Source organism: Gordonia sp. QH-12 (assembly GCF_001578675.1).
GTDB classification, from domain to species: domain Bacteria; phylum Actinomycetota; class Actinomycetes; order Mycobacteriales; family Mycobacteriaceae; genus Gordonia; species Gordonia sihwensis.
The window spans coordinates 128,380-152,440 of sequence record NZ_KQ969292.1 but is presented as its reverse complement, the minus strand read 5'-3'; the positions used below and the strand labels follow the sequence as shown (position 1 = coordinate 152,440).

The window sequence follows — 24,061 nt, the reverse complement described above, 5'->3', positions numbered from 1 at the left end:
ACACCGCCGCAGTGCAGACGCATGAAATCCGGAAGCGATTCCTGGATCACTTCATCCGCGCCGGACACACCGAGGTGCCGAGCGCCTCGCTGATCCTGGACGATCCGAACCTTCTGTTCGTCAACGCCGGCATGGTGCCTTTCAAGCCCTTCTTCCTCGGCGACCAGACACCGCCGTACACCCGCGCGACGAGCGTGCAGAAGTGCGTGCGCACCCTCGACATCGAAGAGGTCGGGATCACCACCCGCCACAACACCTTCTTCCAGATGGCGGGCAACTTCTCCTTCGGCGACTACTTCAAGCGCGAGGCGATCCGGTTCGCTTGGGAACTGCTGACCAATTCGGTCGAGGACGGCGGATACGGCATCGACCCGACGAGGCTGTGGCCGACGGTGTACCTCGACGACGACGAGGCCGAGAGCATCTGGCGCGACGAGATCGGCGTGCCGTCCGAACGGATCCAGCGGCGCGGCATGGCCGACAACTACTGGTCGATGGGCGTGCCCGGACCGTGCGGTCCGTGTTCGGAGATCTTCTACGACCGCGGCCCCGAGTACGGCGTCGAAGGCGGTCCCGAGGCCGACGAGGACCGGTACATCGAGATCTGGAATCTCGTCTTCATGCAGAACGAACGCGGTGAGGGCACCAGCAAGGACGACTACGAGATCCTCGGCCCGCTGCCGAAGAAGAACATCGACACCGGCATGGGCATCGAGCGGGTCGCCTGCCTGCTGCAGGGCGTCGACAACGTTTACGAGACCGACCTGCTCAAGCCGATCATCGACCTCGCGTCCCGCCTCACCGGCCGCGAGTACGGAGCGGGCAAGCACGAGGACGACGTCCGCTTCCGCGTGGTCGCCGACCACGCCCGCACCGCGGCGATGCTGATCGGCGACGGTGTGGTTCCCGCGAACGACGGTCGCGGGTACGTGCTGCGCCGACTGCTGCGCCGCATCGTGCGGTCCATGCGGCTGCTGGGGTCGGGCACCACCGGCGCCGGCGAGGCCACGATGGAGCGGATCATCGCCGAAGTGATCGATGTGATGAGCCCGTCGTACCCCGAATTGGAGCAGCAGCGGGCCCACATCCTGTCGGTCGCGGTGGCCGAGGAGACCACCTTCGCCCGGACGCTGGCAGCGGGCTCCAAGCTGTTCTCGGAGGCGGCCGACGCCACCAAGAGGGCCGGAAGCACCTCGATCAGCGGCAGCGACGCCTTCACCCTCCACGACACCTACGGCTTCCCGATCGACCTGACCCTGGAGATGGCGGCCGAAGCGGGTCTGGAGGTGGACCGCGAGGGCTTCTCCGAGCTGATGGGCGAGCAGCGCCGCCGCGCGAAGGCCGATGCGAGTGCGCGCAAGTCGTCGCACGCCGACCAGTCGGTGTACCGCGAGTTCCTCGACCGCGGACCCACCGAGTTCACCGGTTTCGACGAACTGGTGTCGGAGGCTCGCGTGCTGGGCCTGGTGGCCGACGGACAGCGTGTCCGGTCCGCCGCCCCCGGCACCGAACTGGAACTGATCCTCGACCGCAGCCCCCTCTACGCCGAGTCGGGCGGCCAGATGGCCGACCGGGGAACGATCACCACCGGAGACGGTGTGCGGCTGGCCGTCCGAGACGTCCAGAAGGTCGGCAAGAAGGTGTGGCTGCACCGGGTGGTGGTCGACGAGGGCGAGATCGTCGAGGGCGACGAGGTGCTCGCCGCGGTGGACGCGGGCTGGCGTCACGGCGCCACTCAGGGGCATTCGGGGACGCACATGGTGCACGCCGCGCTGCGGGAGGTCCTCGGCCCCACCGCCACCCAGGCCGGTTCGCTGAACCGTCCGGGTTACCTGCGTTTCGACTTCCATGCAGGCAGTGGGCTCACGGACGCTCAGCGCGAGGAGATCGAGCGGATCGCCAACCAAGCGGTGGAAGCCAACTACGCGGTGAACACCTTCGAGACCGATCTGGCGAAGGCCAAGGCGATGGGTGCCATGGCGCTGTTCGGCGAGAACTACGGTGACCGCGTCCGGGTGGTCGAGATCGGCGGACCGTTCTCGATGGAACTCTGCGGCGGCACCCATGTGGCGAGCTCGGCGCAGATCGGTCCGATCACGGTGATCGGCGAGTCGTCGGTCGGGTCGGGCACCCGCCGCGTCGAGGCATACGTCGGCATGGACTCCTTCCGCTACCTCTCGCGGGAGCGTGCCCTGATGGCCGGCCTGGCCGCGTCCCTCAAGGTGCCCTCCGAGGAGGTGCCCGATCGGGTCGAGCAGTTGGTCCTGAAGCTCAAGGAGGCCGAGAAGACCGTCGCGGCACTGCGGGCGGAGCAGTCCCGGGCAGCGGTCGCGGGCCTGATCGACGAGGCCGTCACCGTCGGTGACACGCTGCTCGTGGCGGCCCGCGTCGCGGACGGTGTGGACGCGAACGGCCTGCGCGGACTGGTGACCGACCTCCGTGGCCGCGTCGCCGACCGCAATGCGGTTGTCGCACTCTTCTCGTCGGCCGACGGCAAGGTCCCGTTCGCGATCGGCACCACCGACGCCGCGCGCGCGGCCGGTGTCAAGGCGGGCGACCTCGTGAAGGAACTGGCACCGCTGGTGTCGGGCCGGGGCGGCGGCAAGCCGGACCTGGCACAGGGCTCGGGCACCGACGCCGCGGGCATCGACGCCGCTCTGGCGCGGCTGCGCGAGGTCGTCGGCGGCCGGTGATCTCACCTCGCGGACGCCGCATCGCCATCGACGTGGGAAGCGTGCGCGTCGGGGTCGCGGTGTGCGACCCCGACGGAATCCTGGCGACCCCGGTCGAGACGGTCCGGCGCGCCAAGGACGGTTCCGACGTGGCGCGGATCGTGGAGATCATCGCCGAGTACGAGGCGATCGGCGTGGTGATCGGCCTGCCGCGGACACTGCGCGGCGAAGAGGGACCGGCGGTCCGTGCCGCGCGGTATTTCGGACGTCAACTGGCGGCCGAAGCCGACGGAGTCGCGATCGAGTTCTACGACGAGAGGCTCACCACAGTCACTGCGACTGCTGCGCTGCGTGCGTCGGGAGTGAAAGCGAAAGACGCGCGTGCCGTCGTGGATCAGGCTGCGGCTGTCGCTATCCTTCAGGGATGGCTCGACGCGCAACGATGAGCCGCCAGCCGACGAGGAGGAATCTCTCAAGTGTCTGACCAGGACGACCCGCGCAGCGAAGGATCCGGCGGACGATTGCCGTCTGACGGAGACCGGCGCCGCTACTTCGCGGAGTCGATGGGCGCCGGACAGTCGGGCAACCGGCATCGCCGCCGGCGTGCGCCCGGTGATCCGACGACGACGGGCAGCATTCCGATCGTCCGGGTGGGGGATTCACTGCCGGATCCGACGATCGAGTACCGGACCCCGGAGCCGCCTGCCGGCGAGCCGTCGCCGTACTTCCAGGTCCAGTACCGCCCGACCGAGGTGGAGGGGCTGAGCTTCACCGAACCGCGGACCTCGCCGCACTCGACGGAACCGCCGACGATCGTGAACCCGCCGGCACGTCACGCGCAGGAGCAGCAGACTCAGGTCCCGCAGACTCAGGTGCCCCAGACCGAGGTCCCACAGACTCAGGTCCCACAGGCTCAGCCGGTGCAACAACCCGAGCCGACCGGTCTCTTCGACATCCTGGATGTCACGCAGGACGACGTCACCCCGGGCGAGACCACCGGATCGCATGCCCGGTACGACGCGCCGCCGGCGGAGTACGCCGCCACCGGCTATGCGCCGACCGACTATTCATCGGCTGAGTATGCGCCGGCCGACCATGCACCTGCCGAGTACGCGTCCGCGGACCCTCGAGCGGCGGGCACCGTGGGCCAGGACGTCGCGGCGGCGGGCTATGCGCCGGCCGGCGGCGCCGATGAGGACGCCGATCTCGTCGATCGTCCGATGCCCGCCCGCAAGCGCAACCGCAAGGTGGTCGTCGCCGTTCTGGCGATCCTCCTCGTGGTCATCCTGGTCCTGGCGGGCATCGCGCTGAAGGCGCTCGGCGTCTTCGACTCCAGCACCGACTACGACAGCAGCACCGGGCACGGGTCGGCGCTCGTGGAGATCCAGAGCGATGCGACGGTGCGTGACATCGGCGACACTCTCACCGACGCCGGGGTGGTCGGCAGCCGCAAGGCCTTCGTCAACGCCACCGGCAACGACACCGTCGCCGCGGGCTTCTACAAACTGCCCAAGGGCATCTCGGCCGAGGCGGCGGTGCAGAAGATGCAGGGCAGCGACAATCGCGTCGGTTTCATGGTGGTGCCCGAAGGTCTGCAGCTCGACACCAAGAAGGGCGTCGACGGCAAGACGACGCCGGGCATCTTCCAGCGGATCGCCGACGCGACGACGGTGAAGACCGACGATCAGACGTACGGGGTCACCGTCGATCAGCTGATGGAGGCCGCCGCGACCGCCAGCGCCACCGAACTCGGCATCCCGTCGTGGGCGCTCGAGGCGTTCAACCGGCTCGGCAACGACCATCGCCGGATCGAGGGGCTCATCGCCTCGGGTGCGTGGGAGGATCTCGACCCGCGGATGTCCGCCGTGGAGATACTGCACACCCTGATCACCAACTCCGACAAGCGCTTCACGGCATGGGGCCTGCAGTCCGACAACAACACCGGACTCACGCCCTACCAGAACCTGGTGACGGCGTCGATCGTCGAACGCGAGGCGAACAAGGACGAGGACTTCCCCAAGGTCGCCCGCGTGATCTTGAACCGGCTCAAGGCCGGACAGCGGCTGGAGATGGATTCGACGATCAACTACACCGCGGCCGTCACGGACGTCGATGTGCGCGGTGACGTCTACAAGGACGAGAACGCCTGGAACACCTACCAGCACGAGGGCTTGCCGATCACACCGATCGGTGCGGTCGGTGAGCGTGCGCTGCACGCCACGCTGAATCCCGCCAGCGGCGACTGGCTGTACTTCGTCACCGTCGACAAGCAGGGCACCACGCTGTTCTCGAAGACCTTCGACCAGCACAAGAAGAACCGTCAGGTGGCGTGCAAGAACAAGCTCCTGACCACCGGCTGCGAATGACGGGCGAGGATCCCGTGGACCCCGTACCACGCAAGGCCGCGGTGCTCGGCTCGCCGGTGGCGCACTCCAAGTCTCCGGCGCTGCACCGTGCGGCCTACCGGGCGCTGGGTCTGCGAGGCTGGACGTACGAGGCCATCGACACCACGGCGGAGCAGCTTCCCGACCGCGTTTCCCGCGCGGGTGCCGAATGGATCGGTTTCTCGGTGACGATGCCGGGAAAGCTCGCGGCGCTGGCCTTCGCCGACGAGCGGACGCGCCGAGCCGAATTGATCGGATCGGCCAACACCCTGGTGCGCACCGACGCGGGGTGGCGGGCCGACTGCACCGACGTGGACGGGATGACCGGCGCGCTGGCAGCGGCCGGACTCCCGGCCGGGGCATCGCGAGCCGTGGTGATAGGCGCGGGCGGAACCGCTCTGCCGACGCTAGCGGCGCTGGCCGACGCCGGCGTCTCAGCGGTGTCTATCGTCGCACGCAGTGCCCAGCGGGCGCGCGGCGCGTGCGACCTCGCCGAGCAACTCGGCCTGTCGGTGGAGGTGGTGCCCTTCGACGGCGGCGCGACGGTGCGTCAGGCGTGCGCGGCCGCCGACGTCACCGTGTCGACAGTGCCGGCGCCGGCCGCCGAGGCGCTGATTCCGGCGGTGACCGCCACGCCGCGCCTGATCGACGTGATCTACGACCCGTGGCCGACGCCGCTCGCCGCCGCGACGGCCGCCGCCGGCGGCACCGTGGTCGGGGGACTGGTGATGTTGTTGAACCAGGCCTACAGCCAGGTGGAGCAGTTCACCGGCAGACCTGCCCCGAAGGCCGCCATGGCTGCGGCGGTCGGTCTGGCGCTCTGAGTCGACCCCCGTCGGGCGCCGGGGCCTGTGGATCGGGTGATTGTCGCGGTCCACAGGGACGAGGACGCTCGAGCGATGGTCCCCGAACTCCTGGCAGCCGCCTGGCTTCTGCTCGTCGCCGCGATCGACCGCCGGACCGGGCGCATCCCGAACTCCCTGGTCGTTCCTGCGATGGTGGGCACCGCCGCCGTGGCGGTGTGTCTGCCCGTCGTCGGAGCATCGGCGGCGGTCGCCGTCGTGCCGTATGTGCTGGCCTTCGCGCGCGGACACTGCGGTGGCGGCGACGTCAAGCTCGCCGTGCCGTGCGGCGCGTTGGTCGGTGAACCGATCGTGAGCGGCCTCGTCGTGGTGGCGGCGGCGGTGATCTCCCTCGTGACCTGCGGTGTCGCCAGAAAGACCAGCCTGCCGCACGGGCCCGCCCTCGCGGCGTCGACCATCCTCTTCCTGCTGCTGACATGACCGGTGCGCGGCGGCGAAACCGTCCGGAGTGCCTGCCTGTGCCGCCGGTGGACCCTTCTGGAACAATTGACCATTGTGTTGCGCTGGATAACTGCCGGAGAATCCCATGGCCCGGCCCTGGTGGCCCTCGTCGAGGGGATGGTCGCCGGAGTGGAGATCACCTCGTCCGACATCGCCGAACAACTGGCCCGCCGCCGGCTGGGCTACGGCCGCGGCGCCCGTATGAAGTTCGAGGCCGACAAGGTCACGATGATCGGCGGAGTCCGCCACGGGCTGACGATGGGCGGCCCGGTGGCCGTCGAGATCGGCAACACCGAGTGGCCCAAGTGGGAACAGGTGATGTCGGCCGATCCGGTCGACGCCGAGGAACTCGAGGGCAGCGCGCGCAATGCGGCGCTGACCCGTCCGCGACCCGGGCACGCCGACTACTCCGGCATGCTGAAGTACGGCTTCGACGACGCCCGTCCGGTGCTGGAGCGGGCGAGCGCACGGGAGACGGCGGCGCGCGTCACCGCGGGCACGGTGGCCCGGAACTTCCTGCGGCAGGTCTTCGGCATCGAGATCGTCTCGCACGTCGTCTCGATCGGTGCGAGTACGCCGTACGACGGTCCCGCGCCGACCGCCGCCGATCTGTCGGCGATCGACGAGAGCCCGGTCCGCGCCTTCGGCAAGGACGCCGAGCAGTCGATGATCGACGAGATCGAGGCCGCCAAGCGCGACGGTGACACGCTCGGCGGCGTCGTCGAGGTGATCGCCACCGGTGTCCCGATCGGACTCGGCTCGCACGTCAGCGGCGAGACCAGGCTCGATGCTCGGCTGGCCGCGGCCCTGATGGGCATCCAGGCCATCAAGGGCGTCGAGGTCGGTGACGGCTTCGAGACGGCGCGGCGTCGCGGCAGCCAGGCGCACGACGAGATGGTCCCCGGAGCCGATGGGGTGCTTCGCTCCACCAATCGTGCGGGCGGGCTGGAAGGCGGGATGACCAACGGCGAGTCGGTCCGTGTCCGGGCCGCGATGAAGCCGATCTCGACGGTCCCTCGGGCGCTGTCGACCGTCGACATGACCACGGGCGAGCCCGCCACCGCCATCCACCAGCGCAGCGACGTGTGCGCCGTGCCCGCCGCGGGTGTGGTCGCCGAGGCGATGGTCGCGCTGGTGCTGGCACAGGCGGCGCTGGAGAAGTTCGGCGGCGACTCGGTCTCCGAGACCGCCGCCAACCTGCGCAGCTACCTCGACGTGATCGAGAGCCGTCCGCCGCACCCGCAGTCGTGACGGCACAGGCCACCGGCCGTCCGGCCGCGGTTCTCGTCGGCCCGATGGGAGCGGGCAAGTCGACCGTCGGCCGCGCACTGGCCCACGCTCTCGGCGTCGCCTTCTGCGACACCGACGACGAACTCGAACGCCGCTCCGGCAGGAGCATCCCGGACATCTTCGCCGCCGACGGCGAACCGGCCTTCCGCCGGCTGGAGTCCGAGGTCGTCATCGACGTTCTGGGCCGGTTCGACGGTGTGGTCTCGCTGGGTGGAGGAGCGGTGATGACCGACACGATCCGCGAAGCGCTCGCCGGCCACGCCGTGGTGTATCTCAGGGTCGGCGCCGACACCGGGTTCGCGCGCGTCGCTGCGTCCGACCGACCGTTGCTCGCCGACCCCGACCCACGTCGGCGCTATGCGGACCTGCTGTCGCGCCGAGAACCGACCTATCGCGCCGTCGCGGCCGTCGAGGTGGACGCGGCCCGGAACCCGCAGACTGTCGTCGACGACATCCGGGCCCGACTGCAGGCGGTGCGGGCCGACCAATGAACGCCGACCAATGAACATGGGAGATCAGGCATGACCGAACCGGTGAAGGTCGCCGTCCGCGCGGCGAGTCCCTACGACGTGACGATCGGCCGGGGTCTGCTCTCCGACGTCGCCGAAGCGGCGCAGGGCGCCGATCGCGTGACGATCGTCTATCAGCCGACCCTCAAGGCCACCGCCGAGCAGATCCGCGAGTATCTGGCCGAACAGGGCTTCGATGCGCATCGCGTCGAGATCCCGGACGCCGAGGATGGCAAGGACCTCTCCGTCGCCTCCTTCTGCTGGGAGGTCTTCGGACGCATCGGCATGATGCGCAACGACAAGGTCATCAGCCTGGGCGGCGGTGCCGCCACCGACCTCGCCGGTTTCGTGGCCGCGACGTGGATGCGGGGCATCGGCGTCATCCACGTGCCGACCACGCTGCTGGCGATGGTCGACGCCGCGGTGGGCGGCAAGACCGGCATCAACACCGATGCCGGAAAGAACCTCGTCGGGTCGTTCCACGAGCCCGACGCCGTGCTCATCGATCTCGCGACGCTGGAGACGGTCCCGCACAACGAGGTCGTCGCCGGGCTCGCCGAGGTCATCAAGACCGGATTCATCGCCGATCCGGTGATCCTCGACATGATCGAAGCCGACCCCGGTGCCGCCCTCGACCCGAAGGGGACGGTCCTGCCGGAGCTGATCCGCCGGTCGGTCCAGGTGAAGGCCGACGTCGTGTCCGCGGATCTGAAGGAGTCCTCACTGCGGGAGATCCTCAACTACGGTCACACGCTCGGTCACGCGATCGAACGCCGTGAACGCTACAAGTGGCGCCACGGTGCCGCGATCTCCGTCGGCATGGTCTTCGCCGCCGAACTCGGGCGGCTCGCGGGCCGGCTCGACGACGAGACCGCCGACCGCCATCGCCGGATCCTCGAACTCGTGGGTCTGCCCACGACCTACGACGAGGACGCGCTCGGCGAACTCCTCAAGACGATGGCCGGCGACAAGAAGAACCGGTCGGGCATGCTCCGATTCGTGGTGCTCGACGGTCTGGCGAAGCCCGGCCGTCTGGAGGCTCCGGACCCGTCGCTGATCGCGGCCGCCTACTCGGCCGTCGCCTCCGGCGGAGCCTCGGGCCCCGCCCCGATCATGCTGTGAGCGGTTCGAGGGTGGGATGATTTCGACTCGCTCCGCTCGCTCAACCACCCTGGATGTGAAGTGCCCACCGGCAGGCCGGCTGAGCTGGCTGCCCGGCAGGCTGGTTGAGCGGGCCGCCCGGCAGGCTGGTTGAGCGGGCCGCCCGGCAGGCTGATTGCGCGCGCTGCTCCTCAGGCTGGCTGAGCGAGCGAAGCGAGTCGAAACCCCCTCACAGCACAAACAACAGCGGGCCGGGAACCTCGAAGGTTCCCGGCCCGCCGTCGTGGAGACGATGCTCAGGCAGTGGTCGCCAGCTGAGCGGTCTGCGCTTCTGCTGCTTCCTGCGCCTTCAACTCGGCCTTCCGCTGGTCGCGGCGGACGAAGAAGCGCCCGAGGCTGACGCCGAAGAACGCCGGCAGGTAGACGATGAGGGTGATGAACGAGACGCCGGCGGTCATCTCGATCCAGAAGGAGGCCTGGCCGATACCGTTCAGCCAGAAGGTTCCGAGGATCCAGCACACGAGGCACGACACGACGGCGGCCACGAGGCCGACCTTGAGCCAGCGCATCGTGAGATCCTCGTAGTCGTCGGGGTCGCTGTGCGCGCGGGCGTCCCTGATGCCGTCGTATCCGCCCCAGATCACCGCGATCAGCACCACGGCGATCACCGCGAGCCAGCGTCCGAGTGGCGAGGACAGAGGTGCCGTGATGACGACGACACCGAGAATGATTCGGGCGGCGATGTGCACAATCGACATCACGGCGCCACGCAGTAGCCACGAACTCATGGATGCACCATACCGGGGAGGAACATGTTCAACAACGCTGACATGCGGAAAGAACCGGCGCACGCCGAGGCCGGCGCGACGATCGCGGCCAGGCGCGCTCGATTGTCCCGGGCATTGGGAGACGACGCGGCGGGGGACCAGGTGGACGCGATCGTCGTGTCGAACCTGGTCAACGTGCGTTACCTCACAGGTTTCACCGGCAGCAACGCGGCGGTCCTCGTCTGGGCCGAGCGGCCGGAGCGGCCCGAGGACACGATCTCGACGGACGGCAGATATGTGTCGCAGGTGGCCGCACAGGTACCCGACCTGCCGGCGCTGATCGCCCGCGACTGCCCGCGCGCCCTCGTCGAGCACGCCGCCGGCCTGCGCCCGCGCGTTCGGATCGGCATCGAGGCGGACGCGATGTCGGTGGCGGCGTTCACCGACCTGTCGCAGCACGCCGGCGCGGAACTGGTCCCGCTGCGCGGAACTGTGGAAGCGCTGCGCGCGGTCAAGGACGCCGGTGAAGTGGAATTGATCACGTCAGCGTGCCGGATCGGCGACGAGGCCCTCGCCGCTCTGATCGAACGCGACGCGATCGTCCCGGGCCGCACCGAGCGCGCCGTGGCGCGCGACCTCGAGTGGGAGATGTACGTGCGCGGCGCCGACGCCATCGCCTTCGAGACGATCGTCGCCGCCGGGCCGAACTCGGCGATCCCGCACCATCGCCCCACCGATGCGGTGCTCGCCGACGGCGACCTGGTCAAGATGGATTTCGGCGCGGTCGCCGGCGGCTATCACTCGGACATGACCCGCACCTACGTACTGGGGGCCGCGGCGGCGTGGCAACGCGAGATCTACGAGATCGTCGAGGCCGCGCAGCTCGCCGGCCGCGAGGCCCTCGTTCCCGGCGCCGACCTGGCGGGGGTCGACGCCGTCGCCCGCGAGGTGATCGCGGACGCGGGGTACGGCGAGTACTACGTGCACGGTCTGGGGCACGGGGTGGGGTTGGAGATCCACGAAGGTCCGGGAATCGGGGCCGCCGCGAGCGGTACACTGCCTGTCGGCGCAACGGTCACCGTTGAACCCGGGATCTACCTGCCCGGGCGCGGCGGCGTGCGGATCGAAGACACCCTGGTGGTCACCGATGCCGGACCGCGATTGCTGACGACCACCCCGAGGGCGCTCCGCGCCCTGTGACTTTCCGAGGAGACAACACATATGGCGTCGACCGCCGACTTCAAGAACGGCCTCGTCCTCAAGATGGAGGGCGACCAGCTCTGGCAGATTCTGGAATTCCAGCACGTGAAGCCGGGCAAGGGCCCCGCGTTCGTGCGCACCAAGATCAAGAACGTCCTGTCGGGCAAGATCGTCGACAAGACCTTCAACGCCGGAGTCAAGGTGGAGACGGCGACCGTCGACCGTCGCGACATGACCTACCTGTACAACGACGGCACCGACTACGTGTTCATGGACGGCGAGACCTTCGACCAGATCACCATCGCCCCCGAGGTCATCGGCGACGGTGCGCGCTTCCTGCTGGAGAACATGACCGTCCAGGTCTCGACCCACGAGGGCGCGCCGCTGTCGGTGGAGCTCCCGGTCACCGTCGAACTCGAGGTCCAGCACACCGACCCGGGTCTGCAGGGCGATCGATCGACCGGCGGCTCCAAGCCCGCCACGCTGGAGACCGGCGCCGAGGTCCAGGTGCCGCTGTTCATCAACACCGGCGACAAGCTGAAGATCGATTCCCGCGACGGCAGCTACCTCGGCCGCGTCAACAGCTGACACACCGCACCACCGACGTTCCCCGAGCAAGACAGGCACTGCGACTCACGTGAAGAAACCCGGTACCCGCCACAAGGCGCGCAAGCGCGCGGTGGACCTTCTGTTCGAGGCGGAAGCCAAGGGCGTGAAGGCCACCCAGCTGATCGCTGAGCGGCGCGAGATCTACCCCACCGACGACAGCGTCGGAACGATGTACGAGCACACCGTGCGCGTCGTCGAGGGTGTCACCACGGACGCCTCCCAGGTGGACGCCGTGATCGAGTCGCATCTGGAGAACTGGAAGCTGCACCGGCTCCCGGCGGTCGACCGCGCCATTCTGCGGCTGGCCGTCTGGGAGCTGCTGTACGCGACCGACGTCGACATCGACGTCGTGCTCGACGAGGCCGTCGAGCTCGCCAAGGAGCTCTCGACCGACGATTCCCCGTCGTTCGTCAACGGCGTCCTCGGCAAGGTCGCCGAACTGGCCCCTCAGGTCAGGGCGGCGGCCTCGGCGGAGTAGACTGGCTGCTCGAGAGCAAGTTCTGGCTCGACAAGAGAATTTCCTTTAACGACCCGTCCAGTGAGGCGGAGAAGGAGGTCGACTTGGCTCCGCCGGTCGATCGTGCGCGCCCTCAGCGTGTGTTACTCGACGCTTCTGACGTCGGGCGCACGGTGGCACGCATGGCACATCAAGTGATCGAGAAGACCGCTCTGGACGCTCCCGACGCCCGTCGGGTCCTGCTCATCGGTATCCCCACGCGGGGCACCTCGCTGGCAGTGCGGCTGGCCGAGCGGATCGCCGAGTTCTCCGGCGTCCGGGTGCCGACCGGCTACCTCGACATCACGCTCTACCGCGACGACCTTCGCGACAAGCCCCATCGCCCGCTCGAACGGACGCTCGTCCCCGAGGGCGGCGTCGACGGCGCGCTGGTGATCCTCGTCGACGACGTCCTCTTCTCCGGCCGCACCGTGCGCGCCGCGCTCGACGCGCTGCGCGATCTCGGCCGTCCGTCCGCGGTGCAACTCGCGGTGCTGGTCGATCGCGGCCACCGGGAGTTGCCCCTGCGCGCCGACTACGTCGGCAAGAACGTCCCGACCTCCCGGGACGAGGACGTCGAAGTCCACCTGGTGGAGCACGACGGGATCGACGAGGTGGTGCTCCGATGAAGCACCTGCTCTCCGCCGCCGACCTGTCCCGCGACGACGCGCTCGACATCCTCGACGAGGCCCAGCGGTTCGAGCAGGCGCTTGCCGGCCGTGAGGTCCGCAAACTCCCCACCCTCCGCGGCCGGACGGTGATGACCGTCTTCTACGAGAACTCGACGCGCACCCGCGTCTCGTTCGAGGTCGCCGCCAAGTGGATGAGCGCCGATGCGATCAACGTCAGCGCATCGAGTTCGTCGGTCAACAAGGGCGAGTCGCTGCGCGACACCGCCAAGACGCTGCGCGCCCTCGGCGCGGACGCCCTGGTGGTGCGGCACCCGGCATCCGGCGCCGCCGCCCAGGTGGCGCGGTGGACCAACGACGGCAGCGACGTCACTGGCCTGCCGACCACCGGTCCGTCGGTCATCAACGCCGGCGACGGCACGCATGAACACCCCACGCAGGCGCTCCTCGACGCCTACACGATTCGCCAGCGTCTGGGCGGTTTCGAAGGTCGCCGCGTGGCGATCGTCGGCGACATCCTGCACTCGCGCGTGGCGCGGTCGAACGCCCGGCTGCTCGCGACCCTCGGTGCCGAGGTGGTCCTCGTGGCACCGCCGACCCTGCTGCCGACGGGCGTGCAGACGTGGCCGGTCCGGGTCGCCACCGATCTGGACGCCGAGCTTCCGGCCGCGGACGCGGTGATGATGCTCCGGGTCCAGGCCGAACGCATGAACGGCGGATTCTTCCCGAGCGCGCGCGAGTACGCGGTGCGCTACGGGCTCTCGGACACCCGCATGGCGATGCTGCGCGACGACGCCGTGGTGCTGCACCCCGGCCCGATGCTGCGCGGCATGGAGATCGGCTTCAACGTCGCCGACACCCCGCAGGCCACCGTCCTCGAACAGGTCCGCAACGGCGTCCACGTCCGCATGGCGGTGCTGTTCCGCCTCATCGCGGGAGCCGAGGAGTCCATCGGCGGACCCGACAGCAGAACAGCGGACAGCAGAACACCCGACAGCAGCGCCCCCGACGATTCCCGAGGAGTGAAGTAGTGTCCGTCACCGGTTCGGTCCTGATCACCAACGTCCGGCCCTACGGTGACGGCGACCCGGTGGATGTCGCCGTCGTCGACGGCGAGATCACCGCGATCGGCGCCGGCCTGCCGGCTCCCGATGGGGCGGACACGATCGACGGCGGAGGCGGCGTACTGCTTCCCGGCTTCGTCGATCTGCACACACATCTGCGCCAGCCCGGCCGCGAGGACACCGAGACCGTCGAATCGGGCTCGCGAGCGGCGGCGCGCGGCGGCTACACGGCGGTCTTCGCGATGGCGAACACGGACCCGGTGGCCGACAACGCCTCGATCACCGATCACGTGTGGCGCCTCGGCCGGGAGATCGGTCTGGTGGACGTGCACCCGGTGGGTGCGGTCACGGTCGGACTCGCCGGCGAGCAACTCGCCGAGATGGGCATGATGGCCGACGGCGACGCTGCGGTGAAGCTGTTCAGCGACGACGGGAAGTGCGTGCACGATCCGGTCATCATGAAGAGGGCGCTCGAGTACTCGAAGGGGCTCGGAGTGTTGATCTCGCAGCACTCCGAGGATCCGCGGCTGACTGTGGGAGCCGTCGCGCACGACGGTCCGACCGCCGCGCGGCTGGGTCTGACCGGCTGGCCGCGTGCCGCCGAGGAGTCGATCGTCGCGCGCGACGCGCTGCTGGCGCGAGACGCCGGGGCCCGGGTGCACATCGCGCACGCCTCCACGGCGGGCACGGTCGAGCTGATCCGCTGGGCCCGCGGCCAGGGGATCGAGATCACCGCGGAGGTCACTCCGCACCACCTGCTGCTGGACGACTCGCGGCTGGAGACCTACGACGGCGTCAACCGTGTCAACCCGCCGCTGCGCGAGGAGACCGACAAGACGGCGTTGCGGGCGGCACTCGCCGACGGGGTCATCGACTGCGTCGCCACCGACCACGCACCGCATGCGGCGCAGGAGAAGTGCTGCGAGTTCTCGCAGGCGCGACCGGGGATGCTGGGTCTGGAGACGGCGCTGTCGATCGTGGTGGAGACGATGGTCCGGCCCGGACTGCTCGACTGGCGCGGCGTCGCGCGAGTGATGAGCGAACGGCCGGCGCAGATCGTCGGCCTCGACGACCAGGGGCGGCCGATCGCCGTCGGTGAGCCGGCGAATCTGACGATCATCGATCCGGACGGTTCGTGGGAGGTCCGCGGCCAGACACTGGCCAGCAAGTCCGGCAACACCCCCTACGAGTCGATGCGGCTGCCGGGCGTCGTGCAGGCGACGGTCCTGCGCGGTCGGGTCACGGCGGCGCGGGGACCCGCGGCGCTCGACGACACGGTCTGCGACCCGGCGTTCGGCGAGACGGCGGGTGAGTGGCGGTGAACGAGGTCCTGTACTACGTGGTGGTCACCGTCGTCGCCCTCGCGGTGTGGCTGACGCTGGTGGCGATGGTGGTGCGCGGCTGGCGCAACCGGGGCCGCAGGCAGGCGGAGACCGTAGGAGAACTGCCGGTGGCGCCCGCCGACCCGGGAGAGCTCATCCGCGGCCCGCACACCGGCCTGTACCTCGGCAGCACGATGGCTCCGAGCTGGCAGAACCGCATCGCGGTCGGCGACTTCGGAGACCGCGCCAACGCTCAGCTGTCGGCGTTCCCGGCCGGATTGCTCATCGAGCGCTCGGGCGCCTCGCAGATCTGGATCCCCGAGGAGTCGATCGTGGCGGTCCGCACCGAACGCGGGCTCGCGGGCAAGGCGATGAGCCGCGACGGTGTGCTGGTGATCCGCTGGGCGCTGCCGACGGGGATCCAGGTGGACTCCGGGCTGCGCGCCGACGACAAGTCGGTCTATCCGGAGTGGGTGGCGGCCTACGAGGAGATCACCGAGAAGGCTTTCCGCGAGCTCGAACTCACGGACGAACATGAATCTGGCACCAAGAAGACGAAGAAGAGAGACAAGTGATGAACAAAGCGGTGATGGTGCTGGAGAACGGCCAGGTTTTCACCGGTCAGGCGTTCGGCGCCACGGGACGCACTCTGGGCGAAGCGGTCTTCTGCACCGCGATGACCGGGTACCAGGAGACGTTGACCGACCCGAGTTACCACCGGCAGATCGTCGTCGCGACGGCGCCGCAGATCGGTAACACCGGCTGGAACACCGAGGACAGTGAGAGCCTGCTCGGCAAGCGTTCGTCGGTCCGGTGGTCGGCGGACTTCATCGACCACCAGGATCCGGGGAAGATCTGGGTGGCCGGATACGCGGTCCGCAACCCCACGCGACGCGTCTCCAACTGGCGAGCCGGCTCGTCGCTCGAAGACGAGCTGATCGGTCAGGGAGTGGTCGGCATCGCGGGCATCGACACCCGCGCACTGGTGCGCGTGCTCCGGGACAGCGGATCGATGCGCGCCGGGATCTTCTCCGGCGATGCGATCGGCAGCACCGAGGAGATGCTCGACGCGGTCCGCGCCCAGCCGTCGATGGCCGGTGCCGATCTCGCGGCGCAGGTCAGCACGTCCGAGCCGTACATCGTCGAGGCGGCCGGCGGGGAGGCGAAGTTCACCGTCGCCGCACTCGACATGGGCATCAAGGCCAACACCCCGCGCATGCTCGCCGCCCGCGGAGTGGAGGTGCACGTGCTCCCGTCAGACGCCACCTACGCCGACATCCGCGCTCTGAACCCGGACGGTTTCTTCCTCTCGAACGGGCCGGGCGACCCGGCGACCGCCGACGCGGCCGTCGCGCTGACCAGCGAGGTGATCGACGCGGGACTGCCGACGTTCGGCATCTGCTTCGGGAACCAGATCCTGGGACGGGCCTTCGGCCGCAGTACCTACAAGCTCAAGTTCGGTCACCGGGGCATCAACATCCCGGTCCTCGACACCACCACCGGCCGGGTCGCCATCACCTCGCAGAACCACGGCTTCGCCCTCGAGGGCGAAGCGGGCGAGGAGTTCGACACCGACCTCGGCCGTGCCCGCGTCTCCCACGTCTGCGCCAACGACGGCGTCGTGGAGGGTGTGGAGCTGCTGTCCGGCCAGGCGTTCTCCGTGCAGTACCACCCGGAGGCCGCGTCCGGACCGCACGACGCCGCCAATCTCTTCGACAAGTTCGTCAACGTGATGGAGAACTCCGCCATGAAAGGAACCCGCGCGTAATGCCTCGCCGTACAGACATCTCCCACGTTCTGGTGATCGGGTCCGGCCCGATCGTCATCGGCCAGGCCTGCGAGTTCGACTACTCGGGCACCCAGGCCTGCCGGGTGCTCAAGGCCGAGGGCCTGCGCGTGTCGCTGGTCAACTCCAATCCGGCCACGATCATGACCGATCCCGAGTTCGCCGACGCCACGTACGTGGAGCCGATCACTCCGGAGTACATCGAGAAGGTCATCGAGACCGAGGCCGCCGGCGGCCACCCGATCGACGCCGTGCTCGCGACCCTGGGCGGTCAGACCGCGCTCAACGCGGCGGTCGGCCTGCATGAGAAGGGCATTCTCGCCAAACACGACATCGAGCTGATCGGCGCCGACTTCGACGCCATCCAGCGCGGCGAGGACCGCCAGATGTTCAAGGACATCGTCACCGAGATCGGCGGCGAGAGCGCCCGCTCGCGGGTCTGCCACACCATGGAGGAGGTGTACGCGACCGTCGAGGAGCTCGGCTACCCGGTGGTGGTGCGGCCGTCGTTCACCATGGGCGGACTCGGCTCCGGCATGGCCTACGACGAAGCCGATCTGGACCGGATCGCCGGCGGCGGCCTGGCGGCCTCGCCCACGGCGAACGTCCTGATCGAGGAGTCCATCCTCGGCTGGAAGGAGTACGAGCTCGAGCTGATGCGCGACAACAAGGACAACGTCGTCGTGATCTGCTCGATCGAGAACGTCGATCCGGTCGGTGTGCACACCGGCGACTCGATCACCGTCGCACCCGCGATGACGCTGACCGACCGCGAGTACCAGATCATGCGCGATCAGTCGATCGCCATCCTCCGCAAGGTGGGCGTCGACACCGGCGGTTGCAACATCCAGTTCGCCCAGAACCCGCGCGACGGCCGCCTGGTCGTCATCGAGATGAACCCGCGAGTGTCGCGCTCGTCGGCGCTGGCGTCGAAGGCGACCGGTTACCCGATCGCCAAGATGGCGGCCAAGCTGGCCATCGGCTATTCGCTCGACGAGATCATGAACGACATCACCCGGGTCACGCCCGCGTGCTTCGAGCCGGCGCTCGACTACGTGGTCGTCAAGGCTCCGCGTTTCGCGTTCGAGAAGTTCCCGGGCGCCGACGACACACTCACCACCACGATGAAGTCGGTGGGCGAGGCGATGAGCCTGGGCCGCAGTTTCGCCGAGGCCTTCGGCAAGGTGATGCGATCACTGGAGACCAAGGCGGCGGGCTTCTGGACCGAGGCCGACCGGCCCGACCCGGCGACCATCGACACCGAGGCGCTGCTGTCGGAGGTGTCGGTCGGCAGGGACGGCCGCATGTACAAGATCATGCTGCTGCTGGAGGCGGGCGTCGGCATCGACCGGATCTACGAGGCGACCTCGATCGACCCGTGGTTCCTGGCCGAGATCGACGGCATCCGACAGATCGGTCACGAGGTCCGCGACGCCGAGAGCCTCGACGAGTTCACCCTGCGGGTCGCCAAGAGCAACGGACTCTCGGATCGCCAGATCGCAGTCCTCCGCGGTACCGACGAGGACGCGATCCGCGAACTGCGGACGGGCATGGGCGTGCGCCCGGTCTACAAGACGGTCGACACGTGCGCCGCCGAGTTCGAAGCGAAGACCCCGTACCACTACAGCTCCTACGAGCTCGATCCGGCGGCGACCACCGAGATCGCCGCGCAGACCGAGCGGCCCAAGGTGCTGATCCTGGGCTCGGGACCCAACCGAATCGGCCAGGGCATCGAGTTCGACTACTCCTGCGTCCACGCCGCGCTCACGCTGTCGGAGGCCGGATACGAGACGGTCATGGTGAACTGCAACCCGGAGACGGTCTCCACCGACTACGACACCGCCGACCGCCTGTACTTCGAGCCGCTGACCTTCGAGGACGTCCTGGAGGTGTACCGCGCCGAATCGCAGTCGGGCACCGTCGCGGGCGTCATCGTCCAGCTCGGCGGGCAGACTCCGCTGGGGCTCGCCGCACGGCTCGAGGCCGCAGGCGTGCCGATCGTCGGCACCAGCCCGGCCGCCATCGATCTGGCGGAGGACCGCGGCGAGTTCGGCAAGGTGCTCGTCGAGGCGGGCCTGCCCGCACCGCAGTTCGGGACCGCCACCACCTTCGAGGGCGCCAAGGACATCGCGGCCGGAATCGGCTACCCGGTGCTGGTCCGCCCGTCGTACGTGCTCGGCGGCCGCGGCATGCAGATCGTCTACGACGAGCAGGGGCTGGCCGACTACATCGCGAACGCCACCGAGATCTCCGACGACCGCCCGGTGCTGGTCGACCGGTTCCTGGAGGGCGCCGTCGAGATCGACGTCGACGCGCTGTGCGACGGTGACGAGGTCTACATCGGCGGCATCATGGAGCACATCGAGGAGGCCGGCATCCACTCCGGCGACTCGGCGTGCGCGCTGCCCCCGATCACGCTCGGCGCCGATGTGGTGGAGCGGGTGCGGACCTCGACCGCGGCGCTGGCCAGGGGTCTGGGCGTGCGCGGCCTGATGAACGTTCAGTACGCGCTCGCCGGCGACGTGCTGTACGTGCTCGAGGCCAACCCGCGGGCGAGCCGCACGGTGCCCTTCGTCTCGAAGGCCACCGCGGTGCCGCTGGCGAAGGCGTGCGCGCGAGTCATGCTGGGCATGTCGATCGCCGAACTGCGCACCCAGGGCATCCTGCCCGCGGAGGGCGACGGTTCGGTCACCCCGGCGAACGCCCCGGTGGCGGTCAAGGAGGCCGTGCTGCCGTTCAACCGCTTCCGGCGGGAGGACGGGACCGGCGTCGACTCGCTGCTGAGTCCCGAGATGAAGTCGACCGGTGAGGTCATGGGACTCGACGACGATTTCGGCCGGGCCTTCGCCAAGTCGCAGGAGGCGGCCGGGGGAGCGCTCCCTCGCTCGGGCACGGTCTTCGTGTCGGTGGCCGATCGCGACAAGGCCTCGATCATCTCCCCGATGAAGCGCCTCGCCGACCTGGGCTTCACCGTTCTCGCCACCGGCGGTACCGCGGACGTGCTGCGCCGCAACGGTATCCAGGTGGAGACCGTGCGCAAGTACTTCGAGGCCAAGGAGGGTGAGCGGACCGTCATCGACGCCATCAGAGAGCGCAAGGTGGACCTCATCATCAACACGCCGTTCGGCACCGCCGGACCGCGCGTCGACGGGTACGAGATCCGTGCCGCCGCGATCGCCGCGACGGTGCCGTTCATCACCACCGTGCAGGGTGCGGGCGCTGCGGTGCTCGGCATCGAGGCGACGCTGAACGCCACGATGAGCGTGCGATCACTGCAGCGCCGCCACGCGGAGATGCAGGCGGGCAAGTGATAGAGGCCGGAAAGTGATAGAAGCGACGGCACGATCGTCCGGTTTCGCGGCGCGATACCGGGCGGTCGTCGCCGAGCGCGGACGGCTGTGCGCGGGAATCGACCCGCACGGGGCGCTGCTCGAGCAGTGGGGTCTGCCGGTGACCGTCGACGGGCTGCGCGCCTTCGCCGACGCCTGCGTCGAGGGCCTCGGTCCCACCGCCGCCGTCATCAAACCGCAGGTCGCCTTCTTCGAGGTCTTCGGCGCCGCGGGCTTCGCGGTCCTGGAGGATGTGATCGCCGGCTGCCGAGAGGCGGGGGCGGTGGTCCTCGCCGACGCCAAGCGCGGCGACATCGGCTCCACCATGGCGGCGTACACCGCGGCATGGCTCGACGACGCGTCGCCCCTGTGCTCCGATGCGGTGACCCTCTCACCGTACCTGGGTTTCGGATCGCTCGAACCGGCTGTTCACAAGGCGCGGACCACCGCGCGCGGCGTCTTCGCCCTCGCCCGCACCTCCAATCCCGAGGGCGGCTCGGTGCAGACGGCCGACGCCGGCGGTCGGACCGTCGGACAGTCGATCGTCGACGCCGCCGCGGAGGTGAACGCCGATGGCTCCGGAACGGTCGGCGTGGTGGTCGGCGCGACACGCGAACACGGATTGGATCTGAGCCGCCTGGCCGGTCCCGTGCTGTCGCCGGGATTGGGCGCCCAGGGCGCCACCGCGGCCGATCTGGCCCGGATCTTCGACGGTTCGGATCCGTCGTGGCTGCTGCCGGCGGCCAGCCGCAGCATCCTGCGCGCGGGACCCGATCCGGCGGCCCTCGCGGCCGCGGCGTCCGCGACCAGAGACGAGGTCGAGGCGGCGCTGCGGTAGCCGCTCACCACTGACGCGACACTCGACGACGGAACCCCCGTCCCGGACGGGGGTTCCGTCGTCGAACGTCGCGGCTGTGCGGGGTCTGCGGGTTTCGCGGATGGCGCGGAGCCACGGGGCCGTTCAGTAGCGGCCGATCTCCTCGCGGAAAGCGGCGATCGCGGGCCAGGTCTCCTGTTCGGCGACGGCCCCGGTCAGCAGTCCGAGGTGGCTGGTCTCGACGGTGTGGAACTCGGCGTGGACGGAGTCGGTGAACAGGCTCAGTCCGTGCTCGGCCGCCGCGTGGCTGACGATCGCGTCACGGTGCGAGCCGGCCATGAAGACCGGCGCCGTGATGGACGTGAGATCGACGGTGACCGATCCGAAGTGCAGTTCGCCGCGTGCGATCTCATCGCGCAGGATGAGATTCACCAGCATCTGCTCGCTGACCTTTCCCGGGTAGCCGGGCAGCGAGTTCTGGAAGCGGTCGATCACCTGCATGCCGACCAGCGCGTCGGTGTCTCGGAGGTTCGCCAGAATGTACTGCGGCTTGCGCAGTTCGCGATCCCACGAGCTCGCTCGGTAGGCGAGTTGTACGGCGATCGACGGGATGCCGCCCAGCGCGCGGAGCAGATAGGTGACCGGCTTGCCCTGCGTGGGGCCGAGCAACCTCCGGAGCAGGGGATAGGGCTCGATCTTCTGGTAGTTGAGCGGTGTGCCGACGGTGATGACCGAGCGGATCGGCAGGTCGCGCTGTGCGGCCGCGGTCATCAGCGACAGGGTGCCGCCGAGGCTCCAGCCCATGAGGTCGACCGCGTCCGGCCCGGCCCGGAAATCGTCGATCACCTCGCCGATCGCGCGGGGGATGAAGGTGCCGAAGTAGTCCTCGAAACCGAGCCGGCGGTCGGCGTAGCCCACGTCGCCGAAGTCGATGACGTACGGAACGGTACCGGTGCCGAGCAGGAACTCGACCACCGAGTTGCCCGGCTGGGCGCCGGGTGCCAGGTCGTAGCAATGGGCGGGCACCGCCAGCGGCGGGACCAGCAGCACCGGGACCTGACCGGACTCCCGAGCCGCCCGGAGTTGGTCCGCTGAACCGAAGCGGATCAGCTTGGCGTGCGGACGTTCCGAGAGCACCACCGACTCGCTGGCGCTGGACGGGGCGAGGTCGTCGGTCAGGACACGAGCAAGGGTTCGAAGGTCACTGAGCATGGAGGGCACGGTACCTTGTGCCGCATCCGCCGTCGCACGCCGTGTTGTTCCCGGACGATCGATGTGGTTCCGAGGTGATCGGCGCTCTCCTGCGACACCGAGTGCGGGCGCGCCCGGTGCGCTTCACCGGAAACGGCGGCGGAGCGGGTACCGTTTGTGCTGGTCCGATTGCATGGGACTCCGATTGCATGGGACAAGGCGTCGAGCGTTAGGCTGGATCCGATTCGCTCGTAGGGGCCGCACGGCCCCGAAGCGGAAAAACACGAGATGTTCGTATAGCGTCGCGTGGACAAACCGAACTGTAGACACGAAAGACGGAGGAACCGTGGCTCTTCCCCAGTTGACCGATGAGCAGCGCGCTGCAGCGCTCGAGAAGGCGGCTGCCGCTCGCCGGGTGCGCGCGGAGCTCAAGAACCGCCTGAAGAGCGGCGGCACCAACCTGCAGCAGGTGCTGGCCGACGCAGAGAACGACGAGATCCTCGGCAAGATGAAGGTCTCGGCCCTTCTCGAGGCCCTGCCGAAGGTGGGCAAGGTGAAGGCGCAGGAGATCATGACCGAGCTGGAGATCGCTCCGACTCGCCGTGTCCGCGGTCTCGGTGACCGCCAGCGCAAGGCGCTTCTCGAGAAGTTCAGCTCCTGAGCGTGACCCGGGAGCACACCCGACGGAGGGGCCGACTGGTTGTACTGGTCGGCCCCTCGGCTGTCGGAAAGTCGACCGTCGTCGCACGGCTGCGCGAGCTCGTTCCCGATCTGTGGTTCAGCGTGTCGGCGACGACCCGCGATCCGCGGCCGGGTGAGGTGGACGGTCACGACTACCACTTCGTGAGCCGAGAGAAGTTCGACTCGATGATCGAGAACGGCGAACTCCTCGAATGGGCCGACATCCACGGAGGACTGCAACGTTCGGGAACACCCGCGGCTCCGGTGCGCGAGGCCCTCGAATCCGGCTCGCCCGTGCTGCTGGAGGTCGACCTGGTGGGATGCCGCAACGTGGTGACGGCGATGCCGGAGGCGACGACGGTGTTCCTGGCGCCGCCGAGCTGGGAGACTCTGGTGGAGCGGCTGACCGGCCGCGGCACTGAATCCCAGGAGGTGATCGACCGTCGACTGGAGACGGCGCGGTCGGAGATGGCCGCCCGCGAGGAGTTCCAACACGTCGTGGTGAACGACGATGTCGACGCGGCCGCCGAACAATTGGTAAACTTGCTGGTTGGGCCGCCGTTAGAGGAGCAGGCCCAAGCAGAGACTTCGCAGGAGAATTGAGTGAGCACTCAGACCGAGACCGAATCAACCGTGGTTGTGGACGAGCCCGTCTACGACGCCCCGCTGGGTATCACCAATCCGCCGATCGACGAACTGCTCGAGCGCACCTCGTCGAAGTACGCCCTGGTGATCTACGCGGCCAAGCGCGCCCGGCAGATCAACGACTACTACAACCAGCTCGCCGAGGGCATCCTCGAGTACGTCGGCCCCCTCGTGGAGCCGGGCGTCCAGGAGAAGCCGCTCTCGATCGCGATGCGTGAGATCCACTCGGACCTGCTCGAGCACACCGAGGGCGAGTAGGCCCCAC

23 protein-coding genes are annotated in these 24,061 nt (G+C 69.1%); 21 read left to right on the top strand and 2 right to left on the bottom strand.

The features are described 5' to 3' along the window. The first annotated feature begins 11 nt into the window (after positions 1-11). From alaS to aroB, 8 genes are all read left to right on the top strand, one after another. Positions 12-2,693: an alanine--tRNA ligase gene (alaS, locus tag Y710_RS11665; RefSeq protein WP_045539257.1), complete on the top strand. Its 2,682-nt coding sequence runs from the start codon at positions 12-14 to the stop codon at positions 2,691-2,693. After that, a complete protein-coding gene (gene ruvX / locus Y710_RS11660) occupies positions 2,690-3,118 on the top strand; it encodes a Holliday junction resolvase RuvX (RefSeq protein ID WP_006894791.1) in 429 nt (142 codons plus the stop codon). The genes alaS and ruvX overlap by 4 nt, the downstream gene beginning before the upstream one ends. Before the next feature lie 30 nt (positions 3,119-3,148). Continuing rightward, complete coding sequence (gene mltG / locus Y710_RS11655; RefSeq protein WP_062367519.1) at positions 3,149-5,038, top strand: endolytic transglycosylase MltG; 1,890 nt, start codon at positions 3,149-3,151, stop codon at positions 5,036-5,038. Beyond that, positions 5,035-5,880: a shikimate dehydrogenase gene (locus tag Y710_RS11650; RefSeq protein ID WP_062367518.1), complete on the top strand. Its 846-nt coding sequence runs from the start codon at positions 5,035-5,037 to the stop codon at positions 5,878-5,880. The genes mltG and Y710_RS11650 overlap by 4 nt, the downstream gene beginning before the upstream one ends. Positions 5,881-5,955: 75 nt before the next feature. Then, positions 5,956-6,339, top strand: coding sequence for a prepilin peptidase (locus Y710_RS11645; RefSeq protein WP_006894794.1), 384 nt, complete (start codon positions 5,956-5,958; stop codon positions 6,337-6,339). Between the two features lie 57 nt (positions 6,340-6,396). Further along, positions 6,397-7,611: a chorismate synthase gene (gene aroC, locus Y710_RS11640; protein ID WP_039866780.1), complete on the top strand. Its 1,215-nt coding sequence runs from the start codon at positions 6,397-6,399 to the stop codon at positions 7,609-7,611. After that, positions 7,608-8,141 (top strand): shikimate kinase, encoded by a 534-nt coding sequence (locus Y710_RS11635; RefSeq protein WP_062367517.1) that lies wholly within the window; start codon positions 7,608-7,610, stop codon positions 8,139-8,141. Before aroC ends, Y710_RS11635 begins: the two co-directional genes overlap by 4 nt. 30 nt (positions 8,142-8,171) lie before the next feature. Continuing rightward, positions 8,172-9,281 (top strand): 3-dehydroquinate synthase, encoded by a 1,110-nt coding sequence (gene aroB, locus Y710_RS11630; protein ID WP_045540468.1) that lies wholly within the window; start codon positions 8,172-8,174, stop codon positions 9,279-9,281. Positions 9,282-9,556: 275 nt separating this feature from the next. Here aroB and Y710_RS11625 read toward each other — a convergent pair whose 3' ends face one another. Then, a complete protein-coding gene (locus Y710_RS11625) occupies positions 9,557-10,048 on the bottom strand; it encodes a B-4DMT family transporter (protein ID WP_006894800.1) in 492 nt (163 codons plus the stop codon). Between the two features lie 24 nt (positions 10,049-10,072). Between Y710_RS11625 and Y710_RS11620 the strand changes: the two genes are divergently transcribed. From Y710_RS11620 to pyrF, 10 genes are all read left to right on the top strand, one after another. Next, positions 10,073-11,227 carry an aminopeptidase P family protein gene (locus tag Y710_RS11620; RefSeq protein WP_231875729.1) on the top strand — a complete coding sequence of 385 codons (1,155 nt, stop codon included), beginning with the start codon at positions 10,073-10,075 and terminating at the stop codon, positions 11,225-11,227. 21 nt (positions 11,228-11,248) lie between these two features. Then, positions 11,249-11,815 carry an elongation factor P gene (gene efp, locus Y710_RS11615; RefSeq protein ID WP_006894802.1) on the top strand — a complete coding sequence of 189 codons (567 nt, stop codon included), beginning with the start codon at positions 11,249-11,251 and terminating at the stop codon, positions 11,813-11,815. Positions 11,816-11,864: 49 nt separating this feature from the next. Further along, positions 11,865-12,314 (top strand): transcription antitermination factor NusB, encoded by a 450-nt coding sequence (gene nusB / locus Y710_RS11610; RefSeq protein ID WP_062367516.1) that lies wholly within the window; start codon positions 11,865-11,867, stop codon positions 12,312-12,314. An 83-nt stretch (positions 12,315-12,397) separates the two neighbouring features. Further along, positions 12,398-12,961: a bifunctional pyr operon transcriptional regulator/uracil phosphoribosyltransferase PyrR gene (gene pyrR / locus Y710_RS11605; RefSeq protein ID WP_006894804.1), complete on the top strand. Its 564-nt coding sequence runs from the start codon at positions 12,398-12,400 to the stop codon at positions 12,959-12,961. Next, complete coding sequence (locus Y710_RS11600; protein ID WP_062367515.1) at positions 12,958-13,992, top strand: aspartate carbamoyltransferase catalytic subunit; 1,035 nt, start codon at positions 12,958-12,960, stop codon at positions 13,990-13,992. The genes pyrR and Y710_RS11600 overlap by 4 nt, the downstream gene beginning before the upstream one ends. Further along, positions 13,992-15,347: a dihydroorotase gene (locus Y710_RS11595; protein ID WP_062367514.1), complete on the top strand. Its 1,356-nt coding sequence runs from the start codon at positions 13,992-13,994 to the stop codon at positions 15,345-15,347. Before Y710_RS11600 ends, Y710_RS11595 begins: the two co-directional genes overlap by 1 nt. Beyond that, positions 15,344-15,922, top strand: coding sequence for a PH-like domain-containing protein (locus tag Y710_RS11590; RefSeq protein WP_062367534.1), 579 nt, complete (start codon positions 15,344-15,346; stop codon positions 15,920-15,922). Before Y710_RS11595 ends, Y710_RS11590 begins: the two co-directional genes overlap by 4 nt. Next, positions 15,922-17,115, top strand: a complete 1,194-nt coding sequence (gene carA, locus Y710_RS11585; RefSeq protein ID WP_006894808.1) for a glutamine-hydrolyzing carbamoyl-phosphate synthase small subunit — start codon at positions 15,922-15,924, stop codon at positions 17,113-17,115. The genes Y710_RS11590 and carA overlap by 1 nt, the downstream gene beginning before the upstream one ends. Then, positions 17,115-20,444 (top strand): carbamoyl-phosphate synthase large subunit, encoded by a 3,330-nt coding sequence (carB, locus tag Y710_RS11580; protein WP_062367513.1) that lies wholly within the window; start codon positions 17,115-17,117, stop codon positions 20,442-20,444. Before carA ends, carB begins: the two co-directional genes overlap by 1 nt. 13 nt (positions 20,445-20,457) lie before the next feature. Continuing rightward, the gene (pyrF, locus tag Y710_RS11575; protein WP_062367512.1) at positions 20,458-21,300 is read left to right on the top strand and encodes an orotidine-5'-phosphate decarboxylase; all 843 of its coding nucleotides are present in this window, start codon (positions 20,458-20,460) and stop codon (positions 21,298-21,300) included. 123 nt (positions 21,301-21,423) lie between these two features. Here the strand turns inward: pyrF and Y710_RS11570 are convergent, their stop codons facing one another. Further along, positions 21,424-22,491 carry an alpha/beta hydrolase gene (locus Y710_RS11570; RefSeq protein WP_062367511.1) on the bottom strand — a complete coding sequence of 356 codons (1,068 nt, stop codon included), beginning with the start codon at positions 22,489-22,491 and terminating at the stop codon, positions 21,424-21,426. A gap of 325 nt (positions 22,492-22,816) precedes the next feature. Here Y710_RS11570 and mihF point away from each other — a divergent pair, with 325 nt between their 5' ends. From mihF to rpoZ, 3 genes are read left to right on the top strand one after another with little or no spacing between them, the layout of a single operon-like run. Next, positions 22,817-23,131: an integration host factor, actinobacterial type gene (gene mihF, locus Y710_RS11565; RefSeq protein WP_006894812.1), complete on the top strand. Its 315-nt coding sequence runs from the start codon at positions 22,817-22,819 to the stop codon at positions 23,129-23,131. 2 nt (positions 23,132-23,133) lie between these two features. Then, positions 23,134-23,754, top strand: coding sequence for a guanylate kinase (gene gmk, locus Y710_RS11560; protein WP_082084000.1), 621 nt, complete (start codon positions 23,134-23,136; stop codon positions 23,752-23,754). Then, positions 23,755-24,054, top strand: coding sequence for a DNA-directed RNA polymerase subunit omega (rpoZ, locus tag Y710_RS11555; protein WP_006894814.1), 300 nt, complete (start codon positions 23,755-23,757; stop codon positions 24,052-24,054). The last annotated feature ends 7 nt before the right edge of the window (positions 24,055-24,061 follow it).

Excerpts from the sequence above, each read along its gene's own strand:
- Y710_RS11650 (WP_062367518.1), top strand. The coding sequence starts at position 5,035 with ATGACGGGCGAGGATCCCGTGGACCCCGTACCACGCAAGGCCGCGGTG.
- Y710_RS11645 (WP_006894794.1), top strand. The coding sequence starts at position 5,956 with ATGGTCCCCGAACTCCTGGCAGCCGCCTGGCTTCTGCTCGTCGCCGCG.
- aroB (WP_045540468.1), top strand. The coding sequence starts at position 8,172 with ATGACCGAACCGGTGAAGGTCGCCGTCCGCGCGGCGAGTCCCTACGAC.
- Y710_RS11625 (WP_006894800.1), bottom strand. The coding sequence starts at position 10,048 with ATGAGTTCGTGGCTACTGCGTGGCGCCGTGATGTCGATTGTGCACATC.
- Y710_RS11620 (WP_231875729.1), top strand. The coding sequence starts at position 10,073 with ATGTTCAACAACGCTGACATGCGGAAAGAACCGGCGCACGCCGAGGCC.
- efp (WP_006894802.1), top strand. The coding sequence starts at position 11,249 with ATGGCGTCGACCGCCGACTTCAAGAACGGCCTCGTCCTCAAGATGGAG.
- Y710_RS11600 (WP_062367515.1), top strand. The coding sequence starts at position 12,958 with ATGAAGCACCTGCTCTCCGCCGCCGACCTGTCCCGCGACGACGCGCTC.
- carA (WP_006894808.1), top strand. The coding sequence starts at position 15,922 with ATGAACAAAGCGGTGATGGTGCTGGAGAACGGCCAGGTTTTCACCGGT.
- carB (WP_062367513.1), top strand. The coding sequence starts at position 17,115 with ATGCCTCGCCGTACAGACATCTCCCACGTTCTGGTGATCGGGTCCGGC.
- Y710_RS11570 (WP_062367511.1), bottom strand. The coding sequence starts at position 22,491 with ATGCTCAGTGACCTTCGAACCCTTGCTCGTGTCCTGACCGACGACCTC.